The organism is Sphingobacterium sp. R2, from assembly GCF_040760075.1.
In the GTDB taxonomy this organism is placed as follows: Bacteria; Bacteroidota; Bacteroidia; order Sphingobacteriales; family Sphingobacteriaceae; genus Sphingobacterium.
In genome coordinates this window covers 1,679,634-1,705,099 of the sequence record NZ_CP142884.1, presented here as the reverse complement: position 1 = coordinate 1,705,099, position 25,466 = coordinate 1,679,634, and the positions used below count along the sequence as shown (strand labels likewise).

Below are 25,466 nucleotides of genomic sequence, written 5' to 3'. Positions count from 1 at the left end.
ACAGCCCCTATCACTCCAAATAAAATAGCCGCAAGATATTGTCTTTGTCAAACCAATACCTTACGGCTAATTTTTAAACCAATGAGCCTCTTGCCGCTAACAACCTCAACGAACTGTTGTCAATTTTTGGTGCTTACTTTGGTAGTTCCAAAAGCCTAAATTCACTTATTTGGAAATTTGATCCAGAGGATACCGCTTTTAAAACATACCTATAATAGCTATAAGGTTTTGCGTTCGTAAAAGAGAAATTAACCGACTTTCTTCTATCTGCTGAAGTAGTACCAAAGCTATAGCCTGTGACCGTGCTTAATGTTACCCAAGTTTCTCCATTGTCGGATGCCTGTATTTCCCAATCTTTCGGATCTCTTTCCGGAGCATCATTTCCGGTTGTTATGGTATAACCATTGATCGTTTGGGGTTGATAGAATGCAAACTGCCAATACATACCGGACTGATATCCACCGATAAAAAGTTTCGTCGTAATGTTGTTGTCGATTAATTTTTTCGAACCTTCGCCAGCATCAGGACCACTGGAATTGTCCTGAGAGATTCGAAAAGTATTGTCGATATTTGTCCAGTCTTTTACAATTCCCAGATCTGTCAGCATCTTGGTAACAACGATCTGCGAACCTTTCGGAGTTTTAACACGAAGTTGATAGGTCTCAAATTTACCGACTTCAATAGAAATATCTGCTTTTGCCTTATCAGAAACTTGCTCATACTTATCTTTATCCGTCATCTTTGACCAAGTGACTGCCTGTACTGCAATGTCGCTGTCGTATGCCAAAATCAGCTTACCAGTTCCATTCTTTGTCGCATTGAAACGAATTAATTTTTCAGCATCAATTTTGATAACTTCTTCACGTTGCGCCCAATCTCCATTCTTGTTGAGGACTTTAAGTTTGACTGTAAAATTACCTGTATTTAAAAAGGTATGTTGTGGCGAAACGTTTGACGAGGTACTGTCATCGCCAAAACTCCAGCGCGTTTCGCTATAATCCGTTGACTGATTTGTAAATTCAAAAGTAAAAGGATCATCTTTGGCAACCTGTTTTGTAGAGAAAGCTGACACCGGATTTGGTAGCTGAGGTTTTTCAACTACTACTTCCTTTTCTTTACTGCAACCTAGACAGGTAAGCAGTAAAAGAATATAAAAACTGTATTTTACTAATTTCATCTTCATAAATTCATCGTTGTAATACCATGTGTTGTCTTCCGTCTATAAAAATTCAATCATCCTCCATTCAGAACATTGAAATAAGCTACTTCCAACATTTTCTGTAATATTTAGACGATAAAATTTGTAAATACCCGGCTTTTGGACATTAAATCTTCGTGTCTGAATTCTATTCGGGAAACTCTCATTTGTTCGTGTGTCAATCGTAACCCAGTTCTTACCATCTAACGATCCCTCAAGAAACCAACTTTTTGGGTCACGCTCGATCGCATCATTTCCGGATGTAAGTGTATATGCCCCAATTTTCAGCGTTCGCGTGAACGTCAGTGTACACTGCAGATCGCCCGTAAATGCACTTTGCAAAAATTTGGTACTAGTGAGGTCGTCCACAAATTTTAAGCTACCTTCACCCGCACTTGCACCACCATTATTATCCCGGTTTACCGATAGTGTTGCTTCTCCCGTTACATCAAATTCAACGACTTTTGCGCAATCAATTAAAATCGTGGTATAATTCTTCTGAGGATTGATGACATGCAAGGACGGATCCTTTAAATAGATCGTTACAGCGAGAAACTTCTCTTTATTTTTGGTAATAACATCCCAAGGAACCGATATATTGAATGCCGCTGCAGACTTATTACCTAATACTTGCACGCGTGAAGGAAGCGCATACTCATTATTCTGCAAACCGATCGTATTCTTGGGTACTTTCTTATTCGTTATCCAAGTTGCAATTGAATCCGTTGTACCCCGCACTTCAACATAAAAAAATTTACTTGGAAAGGATGCTAACGAAACGCCGATTGGTATCTCGATTCCTGAAGGTGTAGTATTGTAATTGTTGTGATCGCTTGCTAAAATAATATTGCCAGGTGAATTTGTTATCGAAAGATAATGGATATCTGTTGCTGTCAGCAGATTCTTTGAGTCCATCGTTACAATTACGCTACTGGGATTTCCCAGCTGATTACCTTTTCCAGGATTGGATAATTTATAGGACAACGCAAACTTTTTACCGTAAACACGTTCGATCTCTGTTCGCGAAATTGTTAATAAAAAAGAGGTGGTATCTGCACCATATTGAAATTTCACGATATTCGGAAAAGAAAATGCCGAATTGGGGAGTGTAACCACCTCTTTTAGTGTTCCTGATTGGATTAATTTATTCACCGTATCGGTATTCAATTGAAGTTCAACATCAAAGGCCTTTGACGCAGGACTACTCAATTTTACTTTCATCGGAACCTGTACATAATCATTTGTTTTAATCAGATCATTGCCTCCACCTTCAGCGATAACTTGAGCAGGAGCACCCTCCCGTAAATTAAATACCTCTAAATTATCTTTTGAACAAGCCAACAATTGACTTAAGAACAAAATGATCGTTATATAATAAAATAGTCTTTTCATAATTCGCTTTTTTAAGATTATTTATCAACCCAAACTCGTCCATCTAACTGCCAATTCTCCTGTCGCGCAATTTGCAACCAACTAAATATCTGGGCGGTTATATCAGTATTTTTCGGTACTAACGTACTTATTGTTTCAACAGACGGAGCGCAAAGAAAATCATTCAGCTTAGAAATTTCATACGTGGAATTGCCCATCTTTAAGGTATTTCCATAAGGCCCATCGTCATAAAGTACACCATCAGTAACCGTTCCCACAATAGGCCAATTGGCCGCAAGATTCGGATAATAGGGATGTTCTTCACTTACTCCAACCTGACAATTATACTGCGTAATGACGGCCAAAGGCAAGGCTACTTTCCAAAACCGTACATCAGCCAGGTAGTAATCACCTTGGTTCCAACTGCTTCCGCCGTTTAAAAGCCCCAGCCTAAATTTAGCTGGACTACTAATCGTTCCCCACGAACTTATGTCCATCTCATTTCCCGGGAGACCGTTTGTATAGGTTTTCACAATGCGTTTACCTTCGCTTGTCAGGGCTCCGACTATAGTCACATTATTCCAAGTTGCGTTGTTCAATTTAGGACCATTTACCTCACCACTTCCGTTCGGACCGCGCCCGTTGAACATCCAATAATCATCTTTAAAAGCCATGATCCATCCATTTGTTGGTGCACCTGATTCCCATTTCTCACGTTTGCCGATAAAAGATGGGTAATTGGGAAATTTGTATGTATTATTTGGCCCTTTATTCTTCTTAACTTTTAATTCAATAGTAAATTCTTCCTTATCACCAAGATCGAAAATAGGATTATCACCTTCGGTTAACTCGGCGTAGACACCGCCTTTAAATCTTATAAAATCTCCCGAAAAGCGACTGCCCAAGTAAGGTTTATTGATATACCTTGAATTATATTTAGGTGAGTAAAAGATAGTGAAGGTATTCACATTTGGATTACTAAAAATTGTATTGTCATTCTGCGCAGGAGGAATTTCAAAAGGCCCTCCCTTACTCGAAGTGATGATCACCAGCCAGTTCTCTTTTTTAAAAGCTGGGCGTTGCACCAAGGCCTGAATAACTTCCCCTACCTGCTTATCGAAATTTTCTATGGCGGATTTATAAATAGCGCTGCTATTGTCATAGGCGCTGGCCTTTCCGGCCTTATCAACCGCTGTGAAATGGGCAGTCAACAAGGTTAATTCCGGTTGCTTTAACCCTTCCTTAACACTATTGACAACCTCTTCGTCGGTACTCTCCAACTTAGCTACCGCAACAGGAGCAAGATTTTCAACAAATAGTTTAGAACTGCTATAGACTTTGAATTCAGGGTTCTTCATATTTGCAGCGACCCTTGTATAGACTGTTGGAAAGGTCTGAAAATTATTGTTCTTAAAATTATCACCAATGACCAAATGTTTATTTTGGTTCACCCCAGTGATAATACTGGCTAGATCGGCGCCCATAGCAGTTGCATCGTCATGCTCCTCACTTAACGAAACCCAGGAATAAATCGAATGGTTGAGCAATCCATTCATCGTTGGAATATTTGCCGTCCGGACAGACTCTCCCCTTGCTCCGTCCACGATGAGCATGAGTACTTTTGGCTTGCCATATACTAGGTCAACGGTATCTTGTTGCCCCTCATTATCAGGCAACAGGCGTCCGAATTCATCATTACAGGATATGAGCATTGATAATATAATCAAAGGCATTAGCCAGCGGCCTATATTTTTAAAATTAGCTTGAGATCTCATCAGTTTAAAATTTAAGTTACTGTTCCAATTTAATTCGAATCAGATTATGTACTTCTTCATTATTAAAGCGGCTAAAAAAGCCCATTAAAAGTAATGCGCGTTTACCATCCTCTGTTTTTGTCTCAACAACTTTATTGATATAACCAGAGAAATAACCAGAAGAATTATAATCTCCATTCAATTCACCGTTCGGATTCAGGATCATAAAACCATTTCGGGCAATATTACTATAACGCGAAAAATCTCCAGAAACTACGATTAAACCGTCATTCAATTGCATCGCATAGAAAGGGTTTCCACCATCAAAGGTCTTCGCCTGAAACGTTGGGTCCACTGTTCCATTTGGATTCAACATGATAACTTTTATTGCCGATACTCCGTTATATTTACTGAAGTTTCCAACGACTATGTATTTATTTGTTACACTATTGTAAGTAACCGAGGAGACATTGTAGTCGGCTCCAACACCACCTGGGTTAAATGTGGCGTCCAATGTTCCATCAGCATTCAATCGGGTGATATATCCTTTGGGTTGTCCATCGAACCTGTTGAAAGAACCATACACTAGAATTTTGCCTTTCAAGGGGCCATTCGTATGAAAGACCGTGGCTACGGCCCCATTTCCACCAGCCATTGCTTTTCCGTCTGACCCAAATCTAAAGGACTTATCCAACGAGCCGTCTAAATTCAACCGGGCGATATGTCTGATTTCTGTACTATCCAAGATAATTGTGTCCCTAGTTTCAAGCCGGTTGGGCTTATCATAGGTCCGGCGGATATAGTATCTAAAATTGCCTGTTGCTAAAATTTTCCCCTCCGATTCGTAAATATTACCGATATTACCATCAAACCCTCCGTTAAATGTCGGATAATACTTCAACGTATCACTTTGCCCAGGACGTCTAAACGGTTTAATACCCATCGTATCGATAGCGCCAGTGGTATAAATTCGCGTTAGATTGCTGATATCTGAGTTTCGCTGTCCATACCCCGAAAAAGAACCTGCCAAAAAATAGTAATTCCCTAATTTTAAGATACTGTTTAGCGAGTTATTTGCCCCGGTACCTATGCGAAAGCTTGCATCATAGGTTCCATCTGCAAACGTCCTGACAAGACGGTTAATTGGCCGTATCGATCCTTTATTATTATAATTTGTAAAAGATCCTGTAAAGATCATTTTACCATCTTCCAAAAAAAGAACATCAGAAACGGTATTATTTGTTCCAACCCCCACTTGAAAAGTTTGATCGATTGATACATTTCCTAAAACCGTAAATTGTGGCCCGAAAAAGACAATATCGTCAATGGCAACAGAAAGCACTCCTGTACTGGCAAAAGGTGGAACTTTCAGCTTTACATAATCTGCCGTTAGCTCGACAACCTGTGCTTTTTCGCCGTTAAATCGAATGATAGCCTTATCTTTATACTTATCCAAGCCTTTAATTCGCATGATGGTCTCGACTCCTGTTTTACCCGATTCGGGTTGCATTTTATCGGTTGGATTAATTTCTATACCCAATGGCGGAAGACCCTCCTCGTATGGAGCTGAAAACATCTTATTATTCTTATTACAACCCCAAAAAAGAGCAATAAAGAACAATAGGGATGTATATTTCCAAATCGTATTGTACATAACTTTCATAATTTAAATTACAACTGCTTATTGCTATTAACGCTTACTTTCTAATATATCTAACAGAATATCACTCTGATTGAATCCAAACTGCGCTTTGGTATAATCAATTACATGGACAACCCCATTATCCGGCTGGATATCTGATGAGGCAACGGGACATGAACGCCATTCGTTTGGCCTGCTGATATCTGGAATGTATGAAATATACAATTGTCTATACCCCATATATTTCAACCGGGTAATATTGTTCTTGTCAGAGTCATTTATGGCGTCGTTATAGACAACACCTATGTTAGAAACTGTATTTGCAAATGAGGTGTAATTTTGGCCTTTATAGACATTTAGCAAATCAAAATCAATCTGAGGATAATCCATTAATTTTCGCTTATTATTGAACATATAACGCAATAAATATTTACGCCAAATAGCACTATCTACGTCTGCCAAAGTTTTGATGGTATCGCGTCCCAAATTATAAAGCAGCCAGTTCACGCTAGATTGATTGCCGGGCACATTTGACTTAGCTTGACCGATCATCTTCTTTATATTCTCATCTCTCGGGGCAAAAAAAGTAAATTCCTTGGTCTTAAAATCTTCCTCTAAACCTGCCAACCTAATAATTTTGGCAATCGAATCAAATTCCCGCGGTTTGGAATCCAGATAATCCATAATGGAACCATCAAATTTTGCCTGTGCCAATCCACCATCTTTATAATATGCATCCTTTTTGCATGATACTGTGGCAAAAAGTAACATCGTTAGCAACGCATATCCTATTATCTTAGCTTTTCTCATAATAAACTGATTTAATTTCCTCCTGTCCAATAATCGTTCAACACGATCTTTGAATTAAAATTTTTGGCCGAAGCATCCAAAGGCCAGGTCCATGCACGACGGTTATACTGGTCAATTGTCATGGGATTCATGGTCCATTGTGGATTGAGTATCCTTCGCGTCCGGATCAGATCAAAATATCTCACCCCTTCTCCGATCAATTCACGACAACGCTCTTCGAAAATAAAATTCTTCAGATCAGTACCGCCACCGGCATAGCGTGGAGCCTCTGCCCGATCTCGAACTATATTAAGCACTGTGATTGCCTCGGCCTCGCGCGCGCCACCTAAATTAGCCAGCGCTTCAGCCTCCAATAATAGCGCATCAGCATAGCGAAATATCATAAATGTATTATCCGGATTTGAGTCCTCATTACCCGAAGCAAAGACATTGGCTGCAAATTTCTTTAAAACAAATAATCCATCATTCGCATACATATCCTCATACCAAAGTTCTTTTCGCTTATCTGCAGGACCATTTAACGGATAAATCCGAGACATAAAAATGGAGGAATAATAAGCAATGCTAAATTGTTGGTTATAGCGGGGGAACTTATATGGCCAACGTAAAAAATGATCCCACAAAGGCGCATAGGCATTGTTCTGATCATTATAATTGATTGTTCGGTAGAATTCAAATAACGATTCTTCCGTGCGTCCTTTTGAGACCTTAGCCCATTCCTCCGGGGTGAGTTTGTACAAATGATGCACACCACTCGCACGCAGCTCCTTTCCAAGGCTTGCTACACTGTCGTAATACTTCGTGGCATTAGCCGAGTCAAAATTCGCATTCCACATCTTCATATGCATCAACAGCGCGATAATGCTTCCTCGGCTTGCCCGCGCACCACGCTGTGAAGCTTCCCCAAATGTCCATGGCATCATATCTTTAACAGATTCCAAGTCATCGATACTTTTACTAATAACAGAAACCATATCTTCACGTGGGAGTTGCTTTGCGAAGTAAGCATCCGTATAGTAAACCACATCCCCATACAGACGTACCATCCAGAAATAACTCAGGCAACGCATAAAAGTAGCTTCGGCTTTATAACGGTCTTTATCTGCGGCAGATAAACCTGGAATTCCCTCATCCAATTTTGAAATTAGTATATTGCAGCTCTGAATTACTTTATAATAGGTATCCCAGATAGAAACCCGATACATTGCGTAACCACTTGACCGACCGCCACTCAATGTATTGTTATAAACGGCATTCATGTCGTTGGTTCCCAGATCGCGAAGTATCATGCGATCCGTTCCAGCTGTAGGGGAGGGAAAAATTTCTCCCGACCTCGCCTCGCCAATGGCACCGATTACCCATGACTCGTTCAGTTTTTCAAAAAATTGACTGTAGATACGTGCTATATTTGCTTCTACATCCTCCTTTGACTGATAGAAATTGTTGCCCGTAAGCCTGTCAATCGGCTCCACCGTCAGAAATTTCTTACAGCCCATCATGACGGTTGTACATAGACATATGACAAACGCTATTCTTCCTATATTTCCTTTTATTTTCATAATACAGCTCGATTAAAAATCAATATTAACACCAACATTATATTGCCTAGGTACAGGATAACCACCAGAAGCATCCCTACCCATCGTGCTTACATTTTCGGGATTAGGTCCACTGTACTTGGAGAATGTGTTTATATTTTCAGCCGAAACATATACCCGTAGACGCTCAAGTCCATATCTTCTGATAGCATTTTTTGTAAACATGTAAGAGAGCGTCACACTATTTAACTTAAAATAAGACCCATCTTCAGCCCAAAGATCTTGATCCATCCGAAACGGATTAACACTTGAGTATCTTCTGAAATCGTAAGCATAAGGATACTTTGCAATATCGCCGGGTTTCATCCACATATTAATATCATCTAAAGGAACTACAGTCCTATCACCATAGGGATCACTCATCAATTGCAATCGCTCTGCGAGGGCATTGTTCAAGATGGTACGTTTTGCGGTATAGGATGCATATAAGTTCAAACCGAAAGATCCAAGGGTTTCATGATTGTAATTAAAATTCAATTGCATACCACCGGTGATCAAAGGTTGAGAATTCCCCGTACGGGCATAGTCATTTTCATCTAAAACATAGTTACCATCTAAATCTGCAAAAATTGGATCCCCAGCCTGAAATTCAGTACCATTGGCCATTCGATAACGTCGTCCGGTCGCCGGATCAACAGGTACATCTGCATCGGTGCTATATACACCTCGATTTAATAACATGTAATTAGACATCGTTGAAGTTCCCACCCTGAAAACAACATGTTGCTTATATTTATCAATGTTTTCCCAACGAACAAATTGCCCACCATAGTGCTCAGGTAGTTTTAACAAAACATCCCGGTTATAGGCTCCGTTCACCCCTATGGACATGGTAAAACGACCTTCAGTCAAAGGCCTTAACATGACAGATAACTCATGTCCATAATTGGCAATGGCAGCTGAGTTGCTATTTACCTTTTCAAAGCCTAGCGACGAAGAAAGTAGTTCTTCAAATAGAATATTGTTTACTTTCTTATAATACGTGTCATAAGTCAATTCAAATCTATTTTGAAAGAAAGCGAGGTCCAAACCTAAGTTATACTGGCTTGTTGTTGTCGGTTTTAGATCAGGATTTGGAATTTGTTCATAATTGATTCCGATGCCTATCTTATCATTATAGCTTCCTGCAATATCGTATTTTCCGTAAACGCGCTCCAAGGTACTATTCGGCATAACATTCACCCCCCAACTGGTTCGAATGGAGAGCAAATTAATCCAGTCCACATCGCTCAAGAAATTCTCATGATAGGCATTCCATCGAAGACCAACAGCAGGATTTTTGGTATACAGGTTTCCAAATCCATTCTGTGACGACCCATCCATTCTGTAAGAGAGGTCTATCACATATTTCTTCATGTAATCGTAAGTCCCAGCGATTGCAAAAGATAATCCTCTTTCTTTTCCGAATCCACGGCGCAATAATCCTCCTCCTTTGGAAAAATAGCCATCAAATCCAAGGGGTCCTTCAAATTGATCATTTGGTGTACGGGCCTGTAAGGTTGCATTTGCTTGTTTTTCCAAGGTTCGAATCTCATTGAATAGATTGAAAAATACGGTATGCTTTTCATTAAACGTGCGACTATAATTGATAGAGTTTCTATTATACAATGAATTGTATCGACCATAATAAGCATAGATTTGTGCAAATTGACCATTTGCTGCCGCCGGTGTAAACGTGTTTTCATTATCGGAAGTAGACTCATAACTCATTGTTGTTGTTGCCCGCAAACCCGGAATAATTTCATAGGATGCTTCAATGAAAGGCTTGATCGATTTAGACGAATTATCATTTCGGGTCTTCAATGCTGAATTATATCCTGAGGATGCCAGATAAAAAGACGGACCAGGCAACAACGTTGATGTCATCCCGTTTGTTGCCACACCAGATTGTAAAATACCTAACCCGTTCCCCTTACTTTTTGAGCCAAGTGAAGCACTTATCTGCGCTGTAAACTTAAATTTCTCGTTGGGATAATATTCAAATCGCATATTGGTCATATAGCGATCAAAACCCGTATTTTTGATAATACCATTTTCATTATAATAATTCAGGTTCGCCTTATAGTTTAACTTCTGGTTCCCACCATCAATTGCGACATTATGCGTTTGGTTATAGGTTGTAGCATAAAATAGGTCCTGCCAATTGGTTGAATTATTATAATAAGCGTTCAAACTATCCGACAACATGGGTGTTTGTGAAATTCGGTCCAGGTCATCCTGCGACAACGCATTTCCGTAGATCTGCAATAGTTTTAAACGGCGTTCTAGATTTCCTCCCAAAGTTGGACGTAACTGGGGTGGCGTTTTCAAGAAGAAATTACCCGTATACCTTACTCTGGGAACCTCAGAATTACCACGTTTCGTATTGATAATGATCACACCATAGGCAGCCAACGATCCATATAGCGATGTAGCCTGCGCATCTTTCAGCACCTCTATACTTTCGATATCCTCAGGAGGAATTAATGACAATGGACTGATTCCTGGCCCCTGCTGGCTTAATCCAAGTTCATTGGCTCTATCCGCATCCATTGGTACGCCATCGATCACATACAACGGTGAGGTGGGGGTTAGAAATGACTGATCACCGCTACCTGTCACACTGATGGTCGAAAGTCCACGGATCTGTGTGGATCCTCTAAATCCCGGTGCTCCGGTATTTACCTGTATATTTAACCCTGCAACCTTGCCTTGAAGCAAATTTTCTACATTGGCCGATGGAATATCTTGAATTTCTTTTCCACTGATCTTAGTCGAGGACCCTGTAGTTGTCTCTCTTGGACGCTTCACATACCCCCTAACAACAACTTCATCCATTTGATTATCGATCTCTTTTAATTGAACGATTACATTTCGGTCGGACCGCACCGTCATAGTGGCTCCATCATAACCAATTAATCGAAAGGCAACCGAAGTACCTGTTGCTGTCGTTAAGCTAAATGCCCCGGAGGAATTTGTCGAGGTTGCCTCTTTTCCAGATTTGCCAAAACGTACTGTGACGCCAGCCAACGGCCTTCCTTTGTTATCTGTTACCTTACCCGACATAATGACTGTCTGCGCAAAAACCTTCGCCGAAAGAAACACACACAATATCAACAGCATGCAGCTGTTATAAAATATCTTAAATTGCATAGCTAATTTCAATTATTCATTATCAAATCGTGGATTCTCCCTTTGAAAATGGAAAACAATCTCCCAATCCCCCTTAGTAAAAATTTTAAAGTTCAACCCAAAATTGGCTGTAATTAGACCTCCGCCGAATCCCTTTCTGGAGTAGGAAAAATCGACCTTTGCGCTATTTCCATTTGTATACTTTGTTGGAAAACTTGTTAGAGGAATTGGATAAGCTACATCATATTGCACATAAGTAGCCGTTTTTTTCATGTTAAAGCCATGCACCAGTTCGTTCCACTTTGTTTCATTAAAACTATCCGGATTAATGGGCTCACCCTTATTGTTTAAAAAGACAAAGCGTAAATTATGTCCATTCCCTCCGGTAAATCTGCGGATATAGACGACTAGGTCTTTAAACTGATCATCCGTGCGTAATAACTGATTTGACAATTCCCCATAAACCCCATTCATATAAGAAGGCCAGATATAACTTTTCTTTTTTGGATTTTTAGGATCATTTGGATCTGGAGCAGTTTCACCATTATAGGGGTTTTTATCCGAATAAGGTTCATAATCCTGAACACGCCAAGGAAGAATCATAAAATCTTTAATTACGGTGGAACCGCCAGAATTAGAGACCTTTAAATCAAAATACCGAATATTCTGTACCAGATCTATACTGTCTTTGGAACGCGGCTCTATCAGCTCATTTGTCGATGAATTCCACAAAATAAAACTACCAGTAGAGTCAACCTCAAAAAGAGGCCGATACACGAGCTGACGCTTGGCCTCAATTTCTTCCAGATTTTTTTCAGTACCATCATAGCGGTAAATCCAACGATAGACAGGTTTGACTTCAAAAAGATCGGTATAAGGTCGCCCATCGCCATAACGGGGATTAACAATTTCAAATCGTAGCGGAGTGGTCGAATGATCGGTATTAATATTCCCCATCAGTGAGGTTCTTCCCAAGATGGGATAAAAAGATTTTCCATCATAAGTTAAGTTGACACTTAAAAATTCCTTTTCATCCGGCAAATTGTAAAGCTTTTTACATCCATTTAAGCAGACGCACATCAAGATGAGCAGTCCCAAGTTGCATGTCTTATTTAGTGTATTAAATTTTCTAGCAATTTTCATGTCCATACATTCTTAAATTGGTTATTGATTACGGTTCATTGTCCAATCTGCCAACTGGAAATCATTACCACCGTACATACGTGCAATATTCAAACGATAAGCTTTGTACGTCTTCGTATTTGTAAAAAAGAATACGCGCAATTGAAACCTCTCGTCAAACTCCTCCCCTTGTCTAGAGTCCAATAAGATCCATTTCCCACTTTCTCCATCAAGTCCCTGTAATGTCCAGTCCGTTGGATCCCGATCTTGAATATCATTAGCTGAACGAAGTGTATAACTGTTAGCTAGCACCTCAACAGGAAAATCCCACTGCAAATAAAACTGTCCCGGACTTGATAAAAAGAACTTTGTCTCTGGATTACCATCGAATACATATTTAGATGCTTCGACCGCATTTGGTCCACCCGAAGCTTCCTTCGACGCAGAACCTATCCCTTTGAATTTTATGAAAAGATTTTCTGGCGGTGGGATATAGATAATCTGACTGACGAATTTGTTAAAACCGAACACATGATCAGGGTTCAATACATGAACAACAGCATTGTCTGTTTGGATATTTAATGAACTAGTTTCAGTCGTTACCCAGTTACGGTTGAAAACAGATTTTCTTGTATCGGAAAAGTCAACAATTGTAGGGCCTCCATTTATATAACCAGATGAAGATTGCTTATTCAATCCAATATGCATTGGATAGCCATATCGAATACCGCGTACGTCCTTGCCATCCTGACTATTGAGGGAATCACTTGCAATTCTGCCTTGGATAATATATTGACATAGCAATGAATCTAGTATTTCATACTTCACTGAATTCAAGTATTGTGCAGGCTTGTCAGAGATACTTAAGGTATTGTTCAGGTTTTGAATAGCTAGTTGAAAATTGGCATTAGTCAACGCAAATAGTGTCACTGTGCTATCCTGCAATTTTCTTTCTAGACCGATTCTATCGATTACTTTCACTAAAGAATCATATATTCCAGGCTTACTTTTTAGATAACTATATAAATTACCTTTATATATCGCTTCTTGGGATATGGGCGAATAATATCCTTTATCTTTAGCACAAGCATACAGCAGGACGGTAATTAAAAATATATATACACCGCGTACAAATAGGTTATTTTTCATAATTAGTTCTTCCTTTACTTCCAATAAGCATTTTGTTCGATTAAATTATTTTGAGCGAGAATTTCTCGAGCAATTGGCCAATAAATCCCATCGCTAGCGATTAATTGTGCTAACTGTGGATTGTCATGTTTTATCTTTTCCCGTCGAATCATATCATACCATCGCTGTCCTTCACCCATCAATTCACGTTTTCGTTCTAAAAATATAGCGTCAACCAAATCTCCATTTGACGTCTCACTATATACTTTAAGCCCTCTGCGTTCCCTAATTTCATTAAGTAACTCAATGGCCGTCGATTTTTCGCCCAACACAGCTAAAGCTTCGGCGCGTAAAAGCGTAATATCTTCCAAACGAGTCAGTACTGTCGCACTGGTAAATATGCGGAAGGTGGGATCCGAAGAACCTCCCATAATACATTTGATTTTGCTAAATATGGGATACTTGCCGTTGAAGTTTCGGAAATATACTTCTGTCGTCGGATTTCCCAGTGTATCGATACTAAAACGTTGGTCCTTCTTTTCGTTAAATGTTTTTAAAATCATTTCCTTCGGCATATAAATATCCGGTACGGTCTTATTGACAACAGGAGCAGCCAGCGTCAACTCTTCAATATGTCCTGTGAACGATGCCTCCACATGTGCCCATATATAAGGAAATGAGAATAGCTGCTCGGAACGCTTATCAAAGAAAAATCCATTGCCATCTGTTAAAAACGAAGTCGACAGGTAATAGGCTCCTCCTTTACTATAATTGTCCATCACAAATTGCGAATAAGAAGCCGCGTCTGCATAATTGGCTTGCCATGCGGCCAAATGTGCGAGGATAGCATATACCGAAAGTTTCCTGACCAACGCACCATTCCATCTGGAAGATGCTTCATTGTAGTAGTTCCCAATTTGCTGTTCATCACCCGTACTATAGGAATAAGGTAATAATTGAGCCGCATCATACATTTCCTTTTCGATCCAAGCGTACAGTTTTAATCGATCCTCCTTGGGCTTATTCTCAAAATTTCCATCATGTGAATTCAGTATCAGGGGTACATCACCCCAAATACGGACCATATTGAAGTAAGCGTAAGCACGTAAAAATCGAGCCTGAGCTATATCCACGACCAAATTGTTTTCCGTGTAACGCATATCTTTTTCTCTTACTCCCGGTGCGCGCTCCATAAAAATATTAGCAGCATTAACTACAGCAAACCAACGTCTCCAGTTCGAAAGTGCGTTCAACGATTCATAATTTGCTTTGAGATCATTCTTAATAATTGCCTTAAGATCTTGACGGGTGGGGCTATCAAAATCCCCTGACCTCACCTCTCCATACAGCCAATAAGCATTATTATCGTCCAAAGCTGCTTTGGTTAAACCGTAAATCCCCATCAAACCTGCCCGCGTGTCTTCCAAAGCATTCCACATATTCTCTTCCTTGACCGTTCGAGAAGAGTCTATATCCAGCATTTTCTTACAACCTCCCAGAAGTAATGAGAAAAGTAGTGAAACACTCCATATAAGATGATATCTTTTCATTTCTTTTCGTTTAAAAGTCAACTTTTATTCCTACCGTATATATCCGTGGTATCCTCATTTTTGATCCAATATCATAACCCGTATAATCCACGATCTCAGGATCTACACCACTGTAAGATGTAATTGTAGCAACATTATTAGCAGACACATAAGCATAAGCATTTTTGATAGCTTGATTCCGGCCTGCCAAAAGAGATGTTAAGTTATAGCCCAGCGTGATCGCCCGTATTTTAAGAAAGGAGGCATTTTCTAGGAAAAGGTCTTGATCGGCCTGATAAGCAATAACCGTACTCCAAGGATTATACAAGGGATACTTGCCATAATCCCCTCTTTTTCCCAATAGGTGATCTCCTTGATTGCGTCTAGGCTTTTCGCACCTTCATTATTGATAAAATCAAAACGATTGGCCATTTCCTGATTGATGAGTTCCCGACCAAGATTATAATACATGTTCACCCCCAGGTCCCATTTGCCAAAGAAAAAATTGTTGTACCAATTGCCAAAAACAGCCGGCAAGCGATGGCCCTGCAGTTTCCGATCTTCATCGTTGATCATATTATCACCATTTAGATCCTTCCATATCGGATCACCTGCATGCAATTGAATCGCATTATAAGTCATTCCCTGAGGCACATCAGCATCAGTTTTGTAAATACCGTCGTTGGAAAGCAGCCAATATTGGTCTAAGGGTTTGCCAACCTCCAAAAGATTATTACCGATAACCAGCCTATCGAGACCGTTCGGTAATGCCTTCAATTTATTCTGATTATGGGATACATTGAGCGCTGTAGACCACTTAAAATTATCGGATTGAATGGGATCTAGTCCAACAGTCAATTCAGCACCGATATTCTGAACATTCATCCCAGCTGCATAGCTCGATTTATAGCCATACTCGCTATATGAAGGAATATTAATTAGCTGGTTCTTCGTCTGTTTCAAATAAACATCCAGTGAAACATAAAAATTTTTCTGTGTATTCGCATAGTCCAAACCCAAATTACCCTGGTCTATATAAGCCCATGGAATATGATAACCAACCCACCCCGATTCATACGGCCGTACCAACCCTGCAATCGCATTATAGCCAGCAATAAGCTGATTTCCCGTAAATCCCATTTGAGCGACATAATTAGGCCCTTGCGCAAAATCATCAAACATATTGTTTAGGCCGATACGTCCGACACTAAAACGGGCGGTAAGATCTTTCAGGTCAGTATTGGTCGTAAAGTAGCTATTTTTAATATTCCAATTTACCGACAAGGACGGCGTAAAAATCCAGCGGGCATCCGGTTGCGCATTAGAGGATCCGTCAGAGCGAAGCAATAGCGATGTTTCGACCTTATCCTCATAATTGTAAGTTGCTTTTCCATAAAATGAGACCAGGTTATGACGTATGCGATCTAAAAACTTAAAGATAAGCGCTTTTGGATACGCCGTCGCTTCGAGATAATTTGATTTCAGCGCATCGTCTTCCAACAGATTCACCTTAATAAAATCATTTACACCTTTATAAGCATAAGCATAGTTGTAGCGATAAGTATCCCATTGCAAACTATTGCCAACCAATAGGTTTAACGTATGGCTTTCATTAATATTCCAATCATAAAGAGCTTTATTGTCAAATACCGCCCGCTGATTATAACCATAGTAGTTTGAAGCAAAATTATTGGATTCCATCAACTTACTGTGGTAGAATTGATCCCGATACCCCTCATTATAATCGAGCATTCCTGTTGAAAGAAAATGAAAATTTCCAAAATCAAATTGCAGCTTTCCATACCCCTGCACAACGTTCGTCTTGTTATTATCAAAGCCTTTTTTATAATAGCTCAGATACTCGTTGTAGACCTCCTTATTAGGTGACAAAGGCGCAGACAAATCTGGGAAATAGGCCAACTGGGCAAATCTATCCCGCAGATTCAGGTTGCGATTTCGATCGAGTCGAGTGATATTTGCCTGCATAGAGAACGTTAACCAAGTCATCGGTCGCATATTCAGGCCAAACAAGGCATAATACTTATTCAATTTTACCTGGTCGGACACACCCTTATCCTGTGTTGAGCCCGCTGCAAATTGAAAATTTGCACGTGGCCCACCACCGGATAAATTTGCATTCAAATTGTATACTAAACCACTATTGTAATAAGAATCGGTCCAATCGGATCTCCCAAAATAATTCATATTAAGCGAGTCACTCAAATACACTGGATAAGAATCTCCATCATCATACTTGCCGTTGGAGGTATATAAATCATAAAATTGCTTTCTGAATTTGTTTTCGTATTCACCATTGATCGTTGTGACATGTGGACGATCAACCAATCCCGTATACATGTTGATCGCTATCCGGTTGCTTTTATCGGCTTTATACTCTTTCGTACGAACGACGATAGCTCCATTTGCAGCATTAGGACCATACATCGCCACCGCAGCGACATCTTTTAATACTTCAATGGACTTTACCATATCGATATTAATATTTGCAAATAGATTGGTCGCAGGCCCAATACGCTCGAGATTATACGTTTGTACGGCGTAAGCAAAGGGGTGTTCTCCGACCAAAGGAATTCCATCTACAACAACCAATGGCTGATTTTGAAATACGTCAATATCAGAAAACAATGGCCTCGAGATGCCTCGAAAGTACATGGGTTGCTTAGTGCCTGATTCGCCGGACGGCTCAGTAACGTACAGTCCAGTGTTATTTCCTTTTAGGTATTGCTGCAGGGAAGAATAAGGTAATAAAGCTTGTTTCTTTAGTTCTACTGGATTTACTTGGCTAGTTTTAATCTGAAATATAGAATCCAATTTCGAAGTTCCAATCTGAAGCTTAAGACTATCGGACGGTGATAACACCTTATCTTGACCAAAAGCAAAAGAATAACAGGCACAGGACCACCCTAAAAGAATAAGCCTATCCAAATACCTCTTTTTAATCATGTACATATAAATGATATATAATTAGGTTATTTTTACTTTTCTACTATTACTGGTTAAAATCACCTAAAAAATAAGGCGAAATTTACTGATTTTTCGAGATAGGAAAATTGGTCGATTCCTCTCAAAAATTTATATTATGCGGTATCAAATAGAATTAATATCATAATTTAAGGTTTTAAGTATAAAATATAAAAACGTTTTAGCATAACAGAACATAATGGAATGTTAAAACGGATCGGTTTGCTTAATTGGTCTACACTTATCTCACTTGGTTATAATGAAGATATATAGAAAAATGAGAAAAAAAAACTTTATGCGTTATTTTTTCCGTTTGCTAAACTGGTTTAGTAATTAACATTAAGCAGTTTATAGCTCAAAAACTGGTTTTTTACATTAATAAAATATGATTTTGCTAAAATGACAGATTCAATTAATTTTTTTTCAAATTGTAACGTCATTCTGCACATGAATCAAAAAACGAATGAACAGCTTCGTACTTAAATGACTAGTAAGTGGATAGCACTATCCCTTCAGACCGCAGGAAAAATAAAAACCCCTCGTAAAGGAGGGGTGTGCATTATAGGATTTTATCTTTTACTCTTATCTATTCGGTTTATTACTCATCTCGAAGATTAATTCACCGCCATCTATAATGCTACGATAAGGTAATCGCAAATCAGCTAATTTTCGCCCATTTAAAGAAACGGATTTAACGTAAACATTCTTCTCAGACTGATTACGGGCAACTATGGAAAGCGTACGCCCATTTTCAAAATTAACCTTGGCCGATTTGACCAAAGGACTGCCAATCCAATAACTATCTTCCCCAGGCGCCACCGGATAAAAACCTAGTGCAGTAAATAGATACCAGGCCGACATCTGTCCACAGTCGTCATTACCACCTAATCCCGCATGACCATTATGGTACTGATTTCGGATGATTTGTCTGACACGTGCTTGAGTTTTCCAAGGACTCTTGGTGATGTTGTATAAATAAGCCACATGATGGGAAGGCTCATTTCCATGCACGTAATTTCCGATAATACCATCTCGCGTAATATCCTCTGTATGCTCAAAATACTTATCGGGTAATTCCATCGTAAAGAGAGAATCCAAATAAGTCTCTAAACGCTGCTTACCTCCCATGACTGCCATCATTTTGGTAGGCTGATGCGGTACATAAAGACTGTAATTCCATGAATTACCTTCAATAAATCCCTGTCCATGAGTATCTAGCACATCAAATTTCTCCTGAAATTTACCCGCTGAATCCTTAGGGCGCATAAATCCAATGGAGGAATCATAGAGTGATTTCCAGCTCTCAGCTCTTTTGGAAAAAGTCGTGTAAATATCGTCTTTCCCTAATTTTTTCGCCAATTGCGCTATACACCAATCATCATACGCATATTCCAATGTATTAGAAACTGATGTTCCCGATACATCTGAAGGAACATACCCCTTGTCAATATAAGCACCGATACCCTCATACTGACGTGTATTTGCTGTTTGAACGCATGCCGCTAACGCCGCCTCTGCATCACCTTTATAGACGCCCTTAAGTATTGCATCGACAATAACAGACACCGAATGATAGCCACTCATGCACCAGTTGTCATTCGCATAATGCGACCAGATAGGCAACATCTTCAATACACTCTGGTCATAATGAGCCAGCATGGATGCCACAATATCTGCATTACGGGAAGGGTTGATTAAATTCAACAAGGGATGAAAAGCCCGAAATGTATCCCATAGCGAAAAAGAGGTATAATTCGTAAAACCTTTGGCGCGGTGCACCTCCTGATCCAAGCCCTTATACTCACCATTAACGTCCATATATACCGTTGGCATTAAGCTGGCATGATACATGGCTGTATAAAAATTGACTAGGTCTTCCTTGTTCAACATTTCAGCTTCTATCTTATGCAGTTCCTTTTCCCAAGCCTCCTGACCTTTCTTCACGTACCCATCAAAATTCCAGTCCGGAGCCTCGACCTCCATATTAGCCAATGCATTCTTCATACTTACTGGACTTAAAGCTACTTTCAGCAGGATGGATTCTTGCGCTTTTGTATCAAAATCCAAGTGTAGCTTAATATTGTGCGCTGCAAGGTCAGGGAAATTGTTTTGTTGATCAAACTTACGCCAGAAACCATTATACACAGGTTTTCCATCTTCATACTTGGCCCCATAGTTTTTAAAAGCTTTTGATGTCTTTATGGCAAAGTATACGGTGCGGGTTCTTGACCAACCGTTTGTCTGACGGTATCCAACTAACGTAGAATCGTTCAGTACTTTAACAACAGTCCAAACATTTTTTCCTTCGTAATTATAGATCCCAGCAGTTAAATCAACAATGAGATGTGATGCATCAGACTGGTTGAAAGTATACCGATGTATGCCCACTCGCGTGGTCGTCGTCAACTCTGCTTTAATCTGATGTTTATCCAGTAAAACACGGTAATAATTGGCTTCGGCCAATTCGTTTGTATGGCTATATGGAGATCGATAACCGTCTTGAGGACGATCAGCTGTACCTGGATTTAACTGAACTTTACCTTGGGTAGGCATAATCTGTATATCACCAAGATCGGAATGACCGGTACCGCTAAAATGCGTATGACTAAATCCCACAATCGTAGGATCATCATACTGATAGCCGGCACAATATTTATAAACATCACCATTATACCGGCCGTTCACTGCATACGATAAAGTATCGGTATCCGGACTCAATTGCACCGCGCCAAAAGGAACTGTCGCTCCTGGAAAAGTATGTCCCATTCTTGCCGTACCGATGAGCGGTTTGACATACTGAACTAATTTGGTTTCTTGTGCCTTTAATAGATATGGGACACTAATTAATCCCAAAAAGACTAAACTTTTTATATTCATCGCTTATGGATTATATAGTAGGATTTTTTATGTAATCCGCCCATAGCTCATCAATAGTTTTACCTGTCTCTACTTTCCAAAAAGCATCACTATAGCTATTGCTACGCATTACCGAATCCAATTTTTTGACAAAATCCTTCTTTACATGTGTGTTAATCCAGTAAAGGAATCGTGCAGTGACGCGATAAGAATCGGTGTATTTCTGCTTTTCGTTATATTCTGGCAGCTTCCAATTTGCTCCCGCATTGTCTATTCCGTCATCAAATCGCACAAAATCGGCTATCCCCTCCGTAATCCACCACGGACCGGCCCCATCGGGGTATGCTTGTACAATATGCATGACCTCATGGGTAACCACATCAATATCCCCTGGATTTTTAGCAAACCAAGCTGGACTGTAACGGACAATCCCGCCCGCTGTCGCTGCCACACCTTTATAGTCCGGATCAATAACGAAAGACACCTTTTTTATGGTCTTTTTATTATATTTCTTGGCTAGTTTAGGATAGTTTGTAAAATATGCCGCCACCAACCTTTCTTTTAAAGGAGCACTAAAATCTTTGTCTTTATTTATCCAAATCAAGGTGTATCCACCTTTACTGATACTATCAACATCCACAGCCACCTTGCGGTCGTTTTCTGTATGTTTCCAGTTGTCCTGTGCGAAAATCCCACTTGAGTACAACAATCCAAATAGGATGGCAGCGCCTTTTAATTTTTTAAAATTCATAATAGCACAGTGATTATTTCTTTTTATTGGTTTTCACCTTATTATTTATTTGCAAGTCTGTTGTCATTGAATATGGCGCAGCATTTTTGGACGATCCCCTCGTATAGTTAGGTTTTGCCTCCATATCAAAATGTAGTGTCCCACCTTCATGCAAAGCTTTGTGACTTAACCAGTTTTTCCCATAATCCTTACCGTTCATTTGCAATGCATTTACATATACATTTTCACTAGAGTTTTTAGGAGCATTAATGGTCAATGTCTTACCATTTTCAAACGTTAACGTCGCCTTTTTAAATAATGGCGCTCCGAGCACATATTCATCTGTCGCTGGACAAACAGGATAAAATCCTAAAGCTGAAAAAACATACCACGCCGAGGTTTGACCATTATCTTCGTCACCACAATAGCCATCAGGTGTAGGCTTATACATGCGGTCCATCACTTGACGCACCCAATATTGCGTTTTCCAAGGTTGACCAGCATAATTGTAGAGATACGGCATATGTTGAATTGGCTGATTACCATGCGCGTACTGTCCCATATTGGCAACTTGCATTTCGCGAATTTCATGGATAATACCACCATAATAACTATCATCGAAATCTGGAGACTGAACAAATACCGAATCCAACATGCTCACAAAAGTTTTTTCTCCGCCCATTAAGTCAATCAATCCCTGAACATCGTGGAACACACTCCACGAATAATGCCAGCTGTTTCCTTCTGTGAACGCATCCCCCCATTTCAATGGATTAAAAGGAGATTGGAATTTGCCATCTTTATTTTTTCCGCGCATAAGATTGGTTGACGGATCGAACAGGTTCCTGTAGTTCTGTGCACGCTTCGCATATAGATCTATTTCAGCCTTCGGACGGTTCAACGCTTTTGCTAATTGATAAATTGTAAAATCGTCGTAAGCATATTCCAAGGTACGCGCCGCATTTTCATTGATTTTAACGTCATAAGGCACATAGCCCAAGCTATTATAGTAATCAACACCCTTTCTACCTACAGCACTCATTGGTCCCTCGTTATTGGCTCCATGCTGCAACGCTTCATACAGCGTATTGATGTCATAACCACGTAATCCCTTCATGTAAGCATCTGACACTACCGAAGCAGAGTTATTTCCTACCATGATATCCGCATATCCAGGACTACTCCATTCAGGTAAGAAACCGCCCTCCAAGTAAGCATTTAAGAGACCTTCCTGCATTTCCTTATTGATAGAAGGATACATCAAGTTTAAGAATGGATATAACGCTCTGAACGTATCCCAAAAACCTGTTCCTCCAAATAGATAGCCAGGAAGTGTTTTTCCGTTATACGGACTGTAATGTACAGCTTTACCCTGCGCATCAATTTCATACAATTTATTCGGGAAAAATAAAGTCCGATACATGGTCGAATAAAATGTACGCAGTTGATCAATATCGTCGCCTTCTACTTTAATCTTCCCTAAAGTGGAGTTCCAGATCTGACGTCCGTCTTCTTTTATTTGATCGAAAGATTTGTTACCTAGCTCATTTAAGTTTAAAAAGGCTTGTTCGGCACTGATAAAGGAGGATGCCACTTTCACCTGAACGGGTTTCGTTTTATCTTTTACCTTAAATCCGACGATTGCACCAGTGTGGTCGCCTTTGATCTGAAGCTGCCCATCCTTTTTCTCTTTGCCTTCCCAAGTAGCAACACTTGCAAAAGGTTGATCAAAAACCAAAACAAAATAATTCTTAAAATTTGCAGGCAGTGGGCCGCGTGCATATTTCGAAGAATAGCCTATAATCATATTTTTTTCAGGAATAATCTGAACTTCAGATCCCTTTTCATACGCGTCCAACACGATATAAGCGTCGTCTGTCTTATTAAACGAAATCCTAAACATAGCTGCTCGTTCAGTTGGTGTCATTTCCGCAGTGACATCGTGATCTGCGAGATAGACCGAATAATAATAAGGTTTTACGATCTCAGCTTTATGTGAAAACCAGCTCGCACGCTCATCTTGATCAAAGACAGGCTTTCCAGTAACCGGCATAATAGAAAAGACGCCATAATCATTCATCCAAGGCGATGGTTGGTGCGTTTGTTTCAAACCACGGATCTTATCAGCGGTATATTGATACTGCCATCCATCACCATTTTTCCCCGTTTGCGGAGTCCACATATTCATTCCCCAAGGCCGCGCTATTGAGGGATAGGTATTTCCATTGGACAACTCAAATTTGGATTCGGTACCCATTAATGGATTAACAAGATCGACAGCATCCATTTGCTGTCCTCTAAATTTCTGAGCCAAAACCGGTTTTGCGCAAAACAAACCAAAAGACAATAAAGACCCTAGAAAAACACTTAAAGATTTCTTCATTATTTAGGATATATAAAAATATTTCTACTAAAACGTATTAGTAAAGATATAAAAAAGAATATTAAATCAAAATAACCACCTGGAATTCAATAGGCGCGTCTTATGATTTTTACAATTCTACTGTTACATACCCATTCACCATCGCATTCTATCGTTTGATCAATTTGGTTGCAATAAGATATTCTTTCGGCTTGGATATCCCCTGTTCTATCTCCTTCAACAAAACTTTCACACATGTTTTAGCCAGAGGTTCTAATGGCTGTTGTATACAGGAAATTTTGGGGTTTAAAATATCAAACAACTCATGATCATCAAAAGAAAGCATCGGGAAGGAATAGTGATTTTCATCCGCTGGCCGCAGTGCTTTCAACCCGAGGATACACAGATAATTTGTCGTAAAAAAGAGACCATCTAATCCAGCCTGCTTCGCGGCCCAATTTTTCAACATATGCGTTCCCTTTTTCTTCAGTGCTTGATAGGGTAATTGCAGGATACGAGGCTCCATACCGTAGGTATCACAAAAATCCAAATAGGCACCTTTACGCGCCAACATTTGCGGCTGATCGGAACCGATGGTTACTAATCCAAAATCTTGGCAACCGATAGATTTCAAATGATCGCAGGCTTTTTTTGCACTAACGTCATTATCAATGTGCACATAGTGGGTCTCCACCTCTGGAGAATTTCTATCAAAAACTACTAGTGGAACCCTATGTTCCAATATTTTTCGCTGATACGCTTCGAGATCTACTGTTGGGGCTAAAATAATCCCCTCCACCTTCTTTTCCAACATTGAATCGATGATATCCCGCGCATTTTGTGAATCTCCAAGGGTACTACTGTAGAGGACGTGATACCCTTTTTTTCGGAATAATTCCTCAACATACAAAGCAAATGGCCCAAAAAAGAATCCCCAATATTTTCCACAATAAGACCAATGGTATTTGATCGCCCTGTTGCTAAACTCTTTGCAAGCGCATTAGGCTTATAACCAACTTTTTCAACATATGCAAGTACGCGGCTTTCCAATCCCTTGCTAATGCGAGCTCGCTCGGCTTTGTGATTGATGACTAATGAAACCGTGGATTTAGAAACATTGAGCTCCTGTGCAATTTCTTTAATTGATTTGGCCATAAAAGCATTTTCATAAAATTAAGGTGAAATTAGAAAATAAATATGAACATATCAGAAATTACAATTGATAGCAGACAATAAATTAACATTCCGCTCATTATTATACAAAAAAATTAGA

17 protein-coding genes are annotated in these 25,466 nt (G+C 39.7%); all 17 read right to left on the bottom strand.

Annotation, left to right across the window (positions count from 1 at the left end; all coding sequences use genetic code 11):
• Positions 1–133 precede the first annotated feature (133 nt).
• A complete protein-coding gene (locus VXM68_RS07050; protein WP_367210890.1) occupies positions 134–1,183 on the bottom strand; it encodes a PKD domain-containing protein in 1,050 nt (349 codons plus the stop codon).
• 36 nt (positions 1,184–1,219) lie between these two features.
• Positions 1,220–2,590 carry a discoidin domain-containing protein gene (locus VXM68_RS07045; RefSeq protein WP_367210888.1) on the bottom strand — a complete coding sequence of 457 codons (1,371 nt, stop codon included), beginning with the start codon at positions 2,588–2,590 and terminating at the stop codon, positions 1,220–1,222.
• Between the two features lie 17 nt (positions 2,591–2,607).
• Positions 2,608–4,344: a hypothetical protein gene (locus VXM68_RS07040; protein WP_367210886.1), complete on the bottom strand. Its 1,737-nt coding sequence runs from the start codon at positions 4,342–4,344 to the stop codon at positions 2,608–2,610.
• 16 nt (positions 4,345–4,360) lie between these two features.
• Positions 4,361–5,977, bottom strand: a complete 1,617-nt coding sequence (locus VXM68_RS07035; RefSeq protein WP_294187068.1) for a DUF5008 domain-containing protein — start codon at positions 5,975–5,977, stop codon at positions 4,361–4,363.
• A 36-nt stretch (positions 5,978–6,013) separates the two neighbouring features.
• Positions 6,014–6,775 (bottom strand): fasciclin domain-containing protein, encoded by a 762-nt coding sequence (locus tag VXM68_RS07030; protein WP_294187066.1) that lies wholly within the window; start codon positions 6,773–6,775, stop codon positions 6,014–6,016.
• 11 nt (positions 6,776–6,786) lie between these two features.
• Entirely contained in the window at positions 6,787–8,334 is a 1,548-nt protein-coding gene (locus VXM68_RS07025) for a RagB/SusD family nutrient uptake outer membrane protein (RefSeq protein WP_294187064.1), read from the bottom strand.
• A gap of 12 nt (positions 8,335–8,346) precedes the next feature.
• Complete coding sequence (locus VXM68_RS07020) at positions 8,347–11,505, bottom strand: SusC/RagA family TonB-linked outer membrane protein (protein ID WP_312332320.1); 3,159 nt, start codon at positions 11,503–11,505, stop codon at positions 8,347–8,349.
• Positions 11,506–11,517: 12 nt separating this feature from the next.
• On the bottom strand, positions 11,518–12,627 hold the full coding sequence (locus VXM68_RS07015) for a DUF5007 domain-containing protein (RefSeq protein WP_294187061.1): 1,110 nt from the start codon (positions 12,625–12,627) through the stop codon (positions 11,518–11,520).
• A gap of 21 nt (positions 12,628–12,648) precedes the next feature.
• On the bottom strand, positions 12,649–13,755 hold the full coding sequence (locus tag VXM68_RS07010; protein WP_294187060.1) for a fasciclin domain-containing protein: 1,107 nt from the start codon (positions 13,753–13,755) through the stop codon (positions 12,649–12,651).
• A 14-nt stretch (positions 13,756–13,769) separates the two neighbouring features.
• Positions 13,770–15,284, bottom strand: coding sequence for a RagB/SusD family nutrient uptake outer membrane protein (locus VXM68_RS07005; protein WP_293953217.1), 1,515 nt, complete (start codon positions 15,282–15,284; stop codon positions 13,770–13,772).
• Between the two features lie 10 nt (positions 15,285–15,294).
• Positions 15,295–15,591 carry a hypothetical protein gene (locus tag VXM68_RS07000; RefSeq protein ID WP_367210885.1) on the bottom strand — a complete coding sequence of 99 codons (297 nt, stop codon included), beginning with the start codon at positions 15,589–15,591 and terminating at the stop codon, positions 15,295–15,297.
• Positions 15,534–18,233 carry a TonB-dependent receptor plug domain-containing protein gene (locus tag VXM68_RS06995; RefSeq protein WP_367210884.1) on the bottom strand — a complete coding sequence of 900 codons (2,700 nt, stop codon included), beginning with the start codon at positions 18,231–18,233 and terminating at the stop codon, positions 15,534–15,536. Before VXM68_RS06995 ends, VXM68_RS07000 begins: the two co-directional genes overlap by 58 nt.
• Positions 18,234–18,827: 594 nt before the next feature.
• Entirely contained in the window at positions 18,828–21,122 is a 2,295-nt protein-coding gene (locus tag VXM68_RS06990; protein ID WP_294187055.1) for a GH92 family glycosyl hydrolase, read from the bottom strand.
• A 10-nt stretch (positions 21,123–21,132) separates the two neighbouring features.
• Positions 21,133–21,852 carry a basic secretory protein-like protein gene (locus tag VXM68_RS06985; RefSeq protein WP_367210883.1) on the bottom strand — a complete coding sequence of 240 codons (720 nt, stop codon included), beginning with the start codon at positions 21,850–21,852 and terminating at the stop codon, positions 21,133–21,135.
• Between the two features lie 13 nt (positions 21,853–21,865).
• Positions 21,866–24,214, bottom strand: a complete 2,349-nt coding sequence (locus VXM68_RS06980) for a GH92 family glycosyl hydrolase (protein WP_367210882.1) — start codon at positions 24,212–24,214, stop codon at positions 21,866–21,868.
• A 148-nt stretch (positions 24,215–24,362) separates the two neighbouring features.
• Positions 24,363–25,007: a substrate-binding domain-containing protein gene (locus tag VXM68_RS06975; protein WP_367210881.1), complete on the bottom strand. Its 645-nt coding sequence runs from the start codon at positions 25,005–25,007 to the stop codon at positions 24,363–24,365.
• Positions 24,974–25,348 carry a LacI family DNA-binding transcriptional regulator gene (locus tag VXM68_RS06970; RefSeq protein ID WP_367210880.1) on the bottom strand — a complete coding sequence of 125 codons (375 nt, stop codon included), beginning with the start codon at positions 25,346–25,348 and terminating at the stop codon, positions 24,974–24,976. The genes VXM68_RS06975 and VXM68_RS06970 overlap by 34 nt, the downstream gene beginning before the upstream one ends.
• Between the last annotated feature and the right edge of the window lie 118 nt (positions 25,349–25,466).

What these genes read in the sequence shown, in the direction of transcription:
- VXM68_RS06980 (WP_367210882.1), bottom strand. Translation starts at nt 24,214, where the DNA reads ATGAAGAAATCTTTAAGTGTTTTTCTAGGGTCTTTATTGTCTTTTGGT.
- VXM68_RS07025 (WP_294187064.1), bottom strand. Translation starts at nt 8,334, where the DNA reads ATGAAAATAAAAGGAAATATAGGAAGAATAGCGTTTGTCATATGTCTA.
- VXM68_RS07045 (WP_367210888.1), bottom strand. Translation starts at nt 2,590, where the DNA reads ATGAAAAGACTATTTTATTATATAACGATCATTTTGTTCTTAAGTCAA.
- VXM68_RS06990 (WP_294187055.1), bottom strand. Translation starts at nt 21,122, where the DNA reads ATGAATATAAAAAGTTTAGTCTTTTTGGGATTAATTAGTGTCCCATAT.
- VXM68_RS07030 (WP_294187066.1), bottom strand. Translation starts at nt 6,775, where the DNA reads ATGAGAAAAGCTAAGATAATAGGATATGCGTTGCTAACGATGTTACTT.
- VXM68_RS06985 (WP_367210883.1), bottom strand. Translation starts at nt 21,852, where the DNA reads ATGAATTTTAAAAAATTAAAAGGCGCTGCCATCCTATTTGGATTGTTG.
- VXM68_RS07020 (WP_312332320.1), bottom strand. Translation starts at nt 11,505, where the DNA reads ATGCAATTTAAGATATTTTATAACAGCTGCATGCTGTTGATATTGTGT.
- VXM68_RS07035 (WP_294187068.1), bottom strand. Translation starts at nt 5,977, where the DNA reads ATGTACAATACGATTTGGAAATATACATCCCTATTGTTCTTTATTGCT.
- VXM68_RS06975 (WP_367210881.1), bottom strand. Translation starts at nt 25,007, where the DNA reads ATGTTGGAAAAGAAGGTGGAGGGGATTATTTTAGCCCCAACAGTAGAT.
- VXM68_RS06995 (WP_367210884.1), bottom strand. Translation starts at nt 18,233, where the DNA reads ATGTACATGATTAAAAAGAGGTATTTGGATAGGCTTATTCTTTTAGGG.
- VXM68_RS06970 (WP_367210880.1), bottom strand. Translation starts at nt 25,348, where the DNA reads ATGGCCAAATCAATTAAAGAAATTGCACAGGAGCTCAATGTTTCTAAA.
- VXM68_RS07040 (WP_367210886.1), bottom strand. Translation starts at nt 4,344, where the DNA reads ATGAGATCTCAAGCTAATTTTAAAAATATAGGCCGCTGGCTAATGCCT.
- VXM68_RS07015 (WP_294187061.1), bottom strand. Translation starts at nt 12,627, where the DNA reads ATGAAAATTGCTAGAAAATTTAATACACTAAATAAGACATGCAACTTG.
- VXM68_RS07010 (WP_294187060.1), bottom strand. Translation starts at nt 13,755, where the DNA reads ATGAAAAATAACCTATTTGTACGCGGTGTATATATATTTTTAATTACC.
- VXM68_RS07050 (WP_367210890.1), bottom strand. Translation starts at nt 1,183, where the DNA reads ATGAAGATGAAATTAGTAAAATACAGTTTTTATATTCTTTTACTGCTT.
- VXM68_RS07005 (WP_293953217.1), bottom strand. Translation starts at nt 15,284, where the DNA reads ATGAAAAGATATCATCTTATATGGAGTGTTTCACTACTTTTCTCATTA.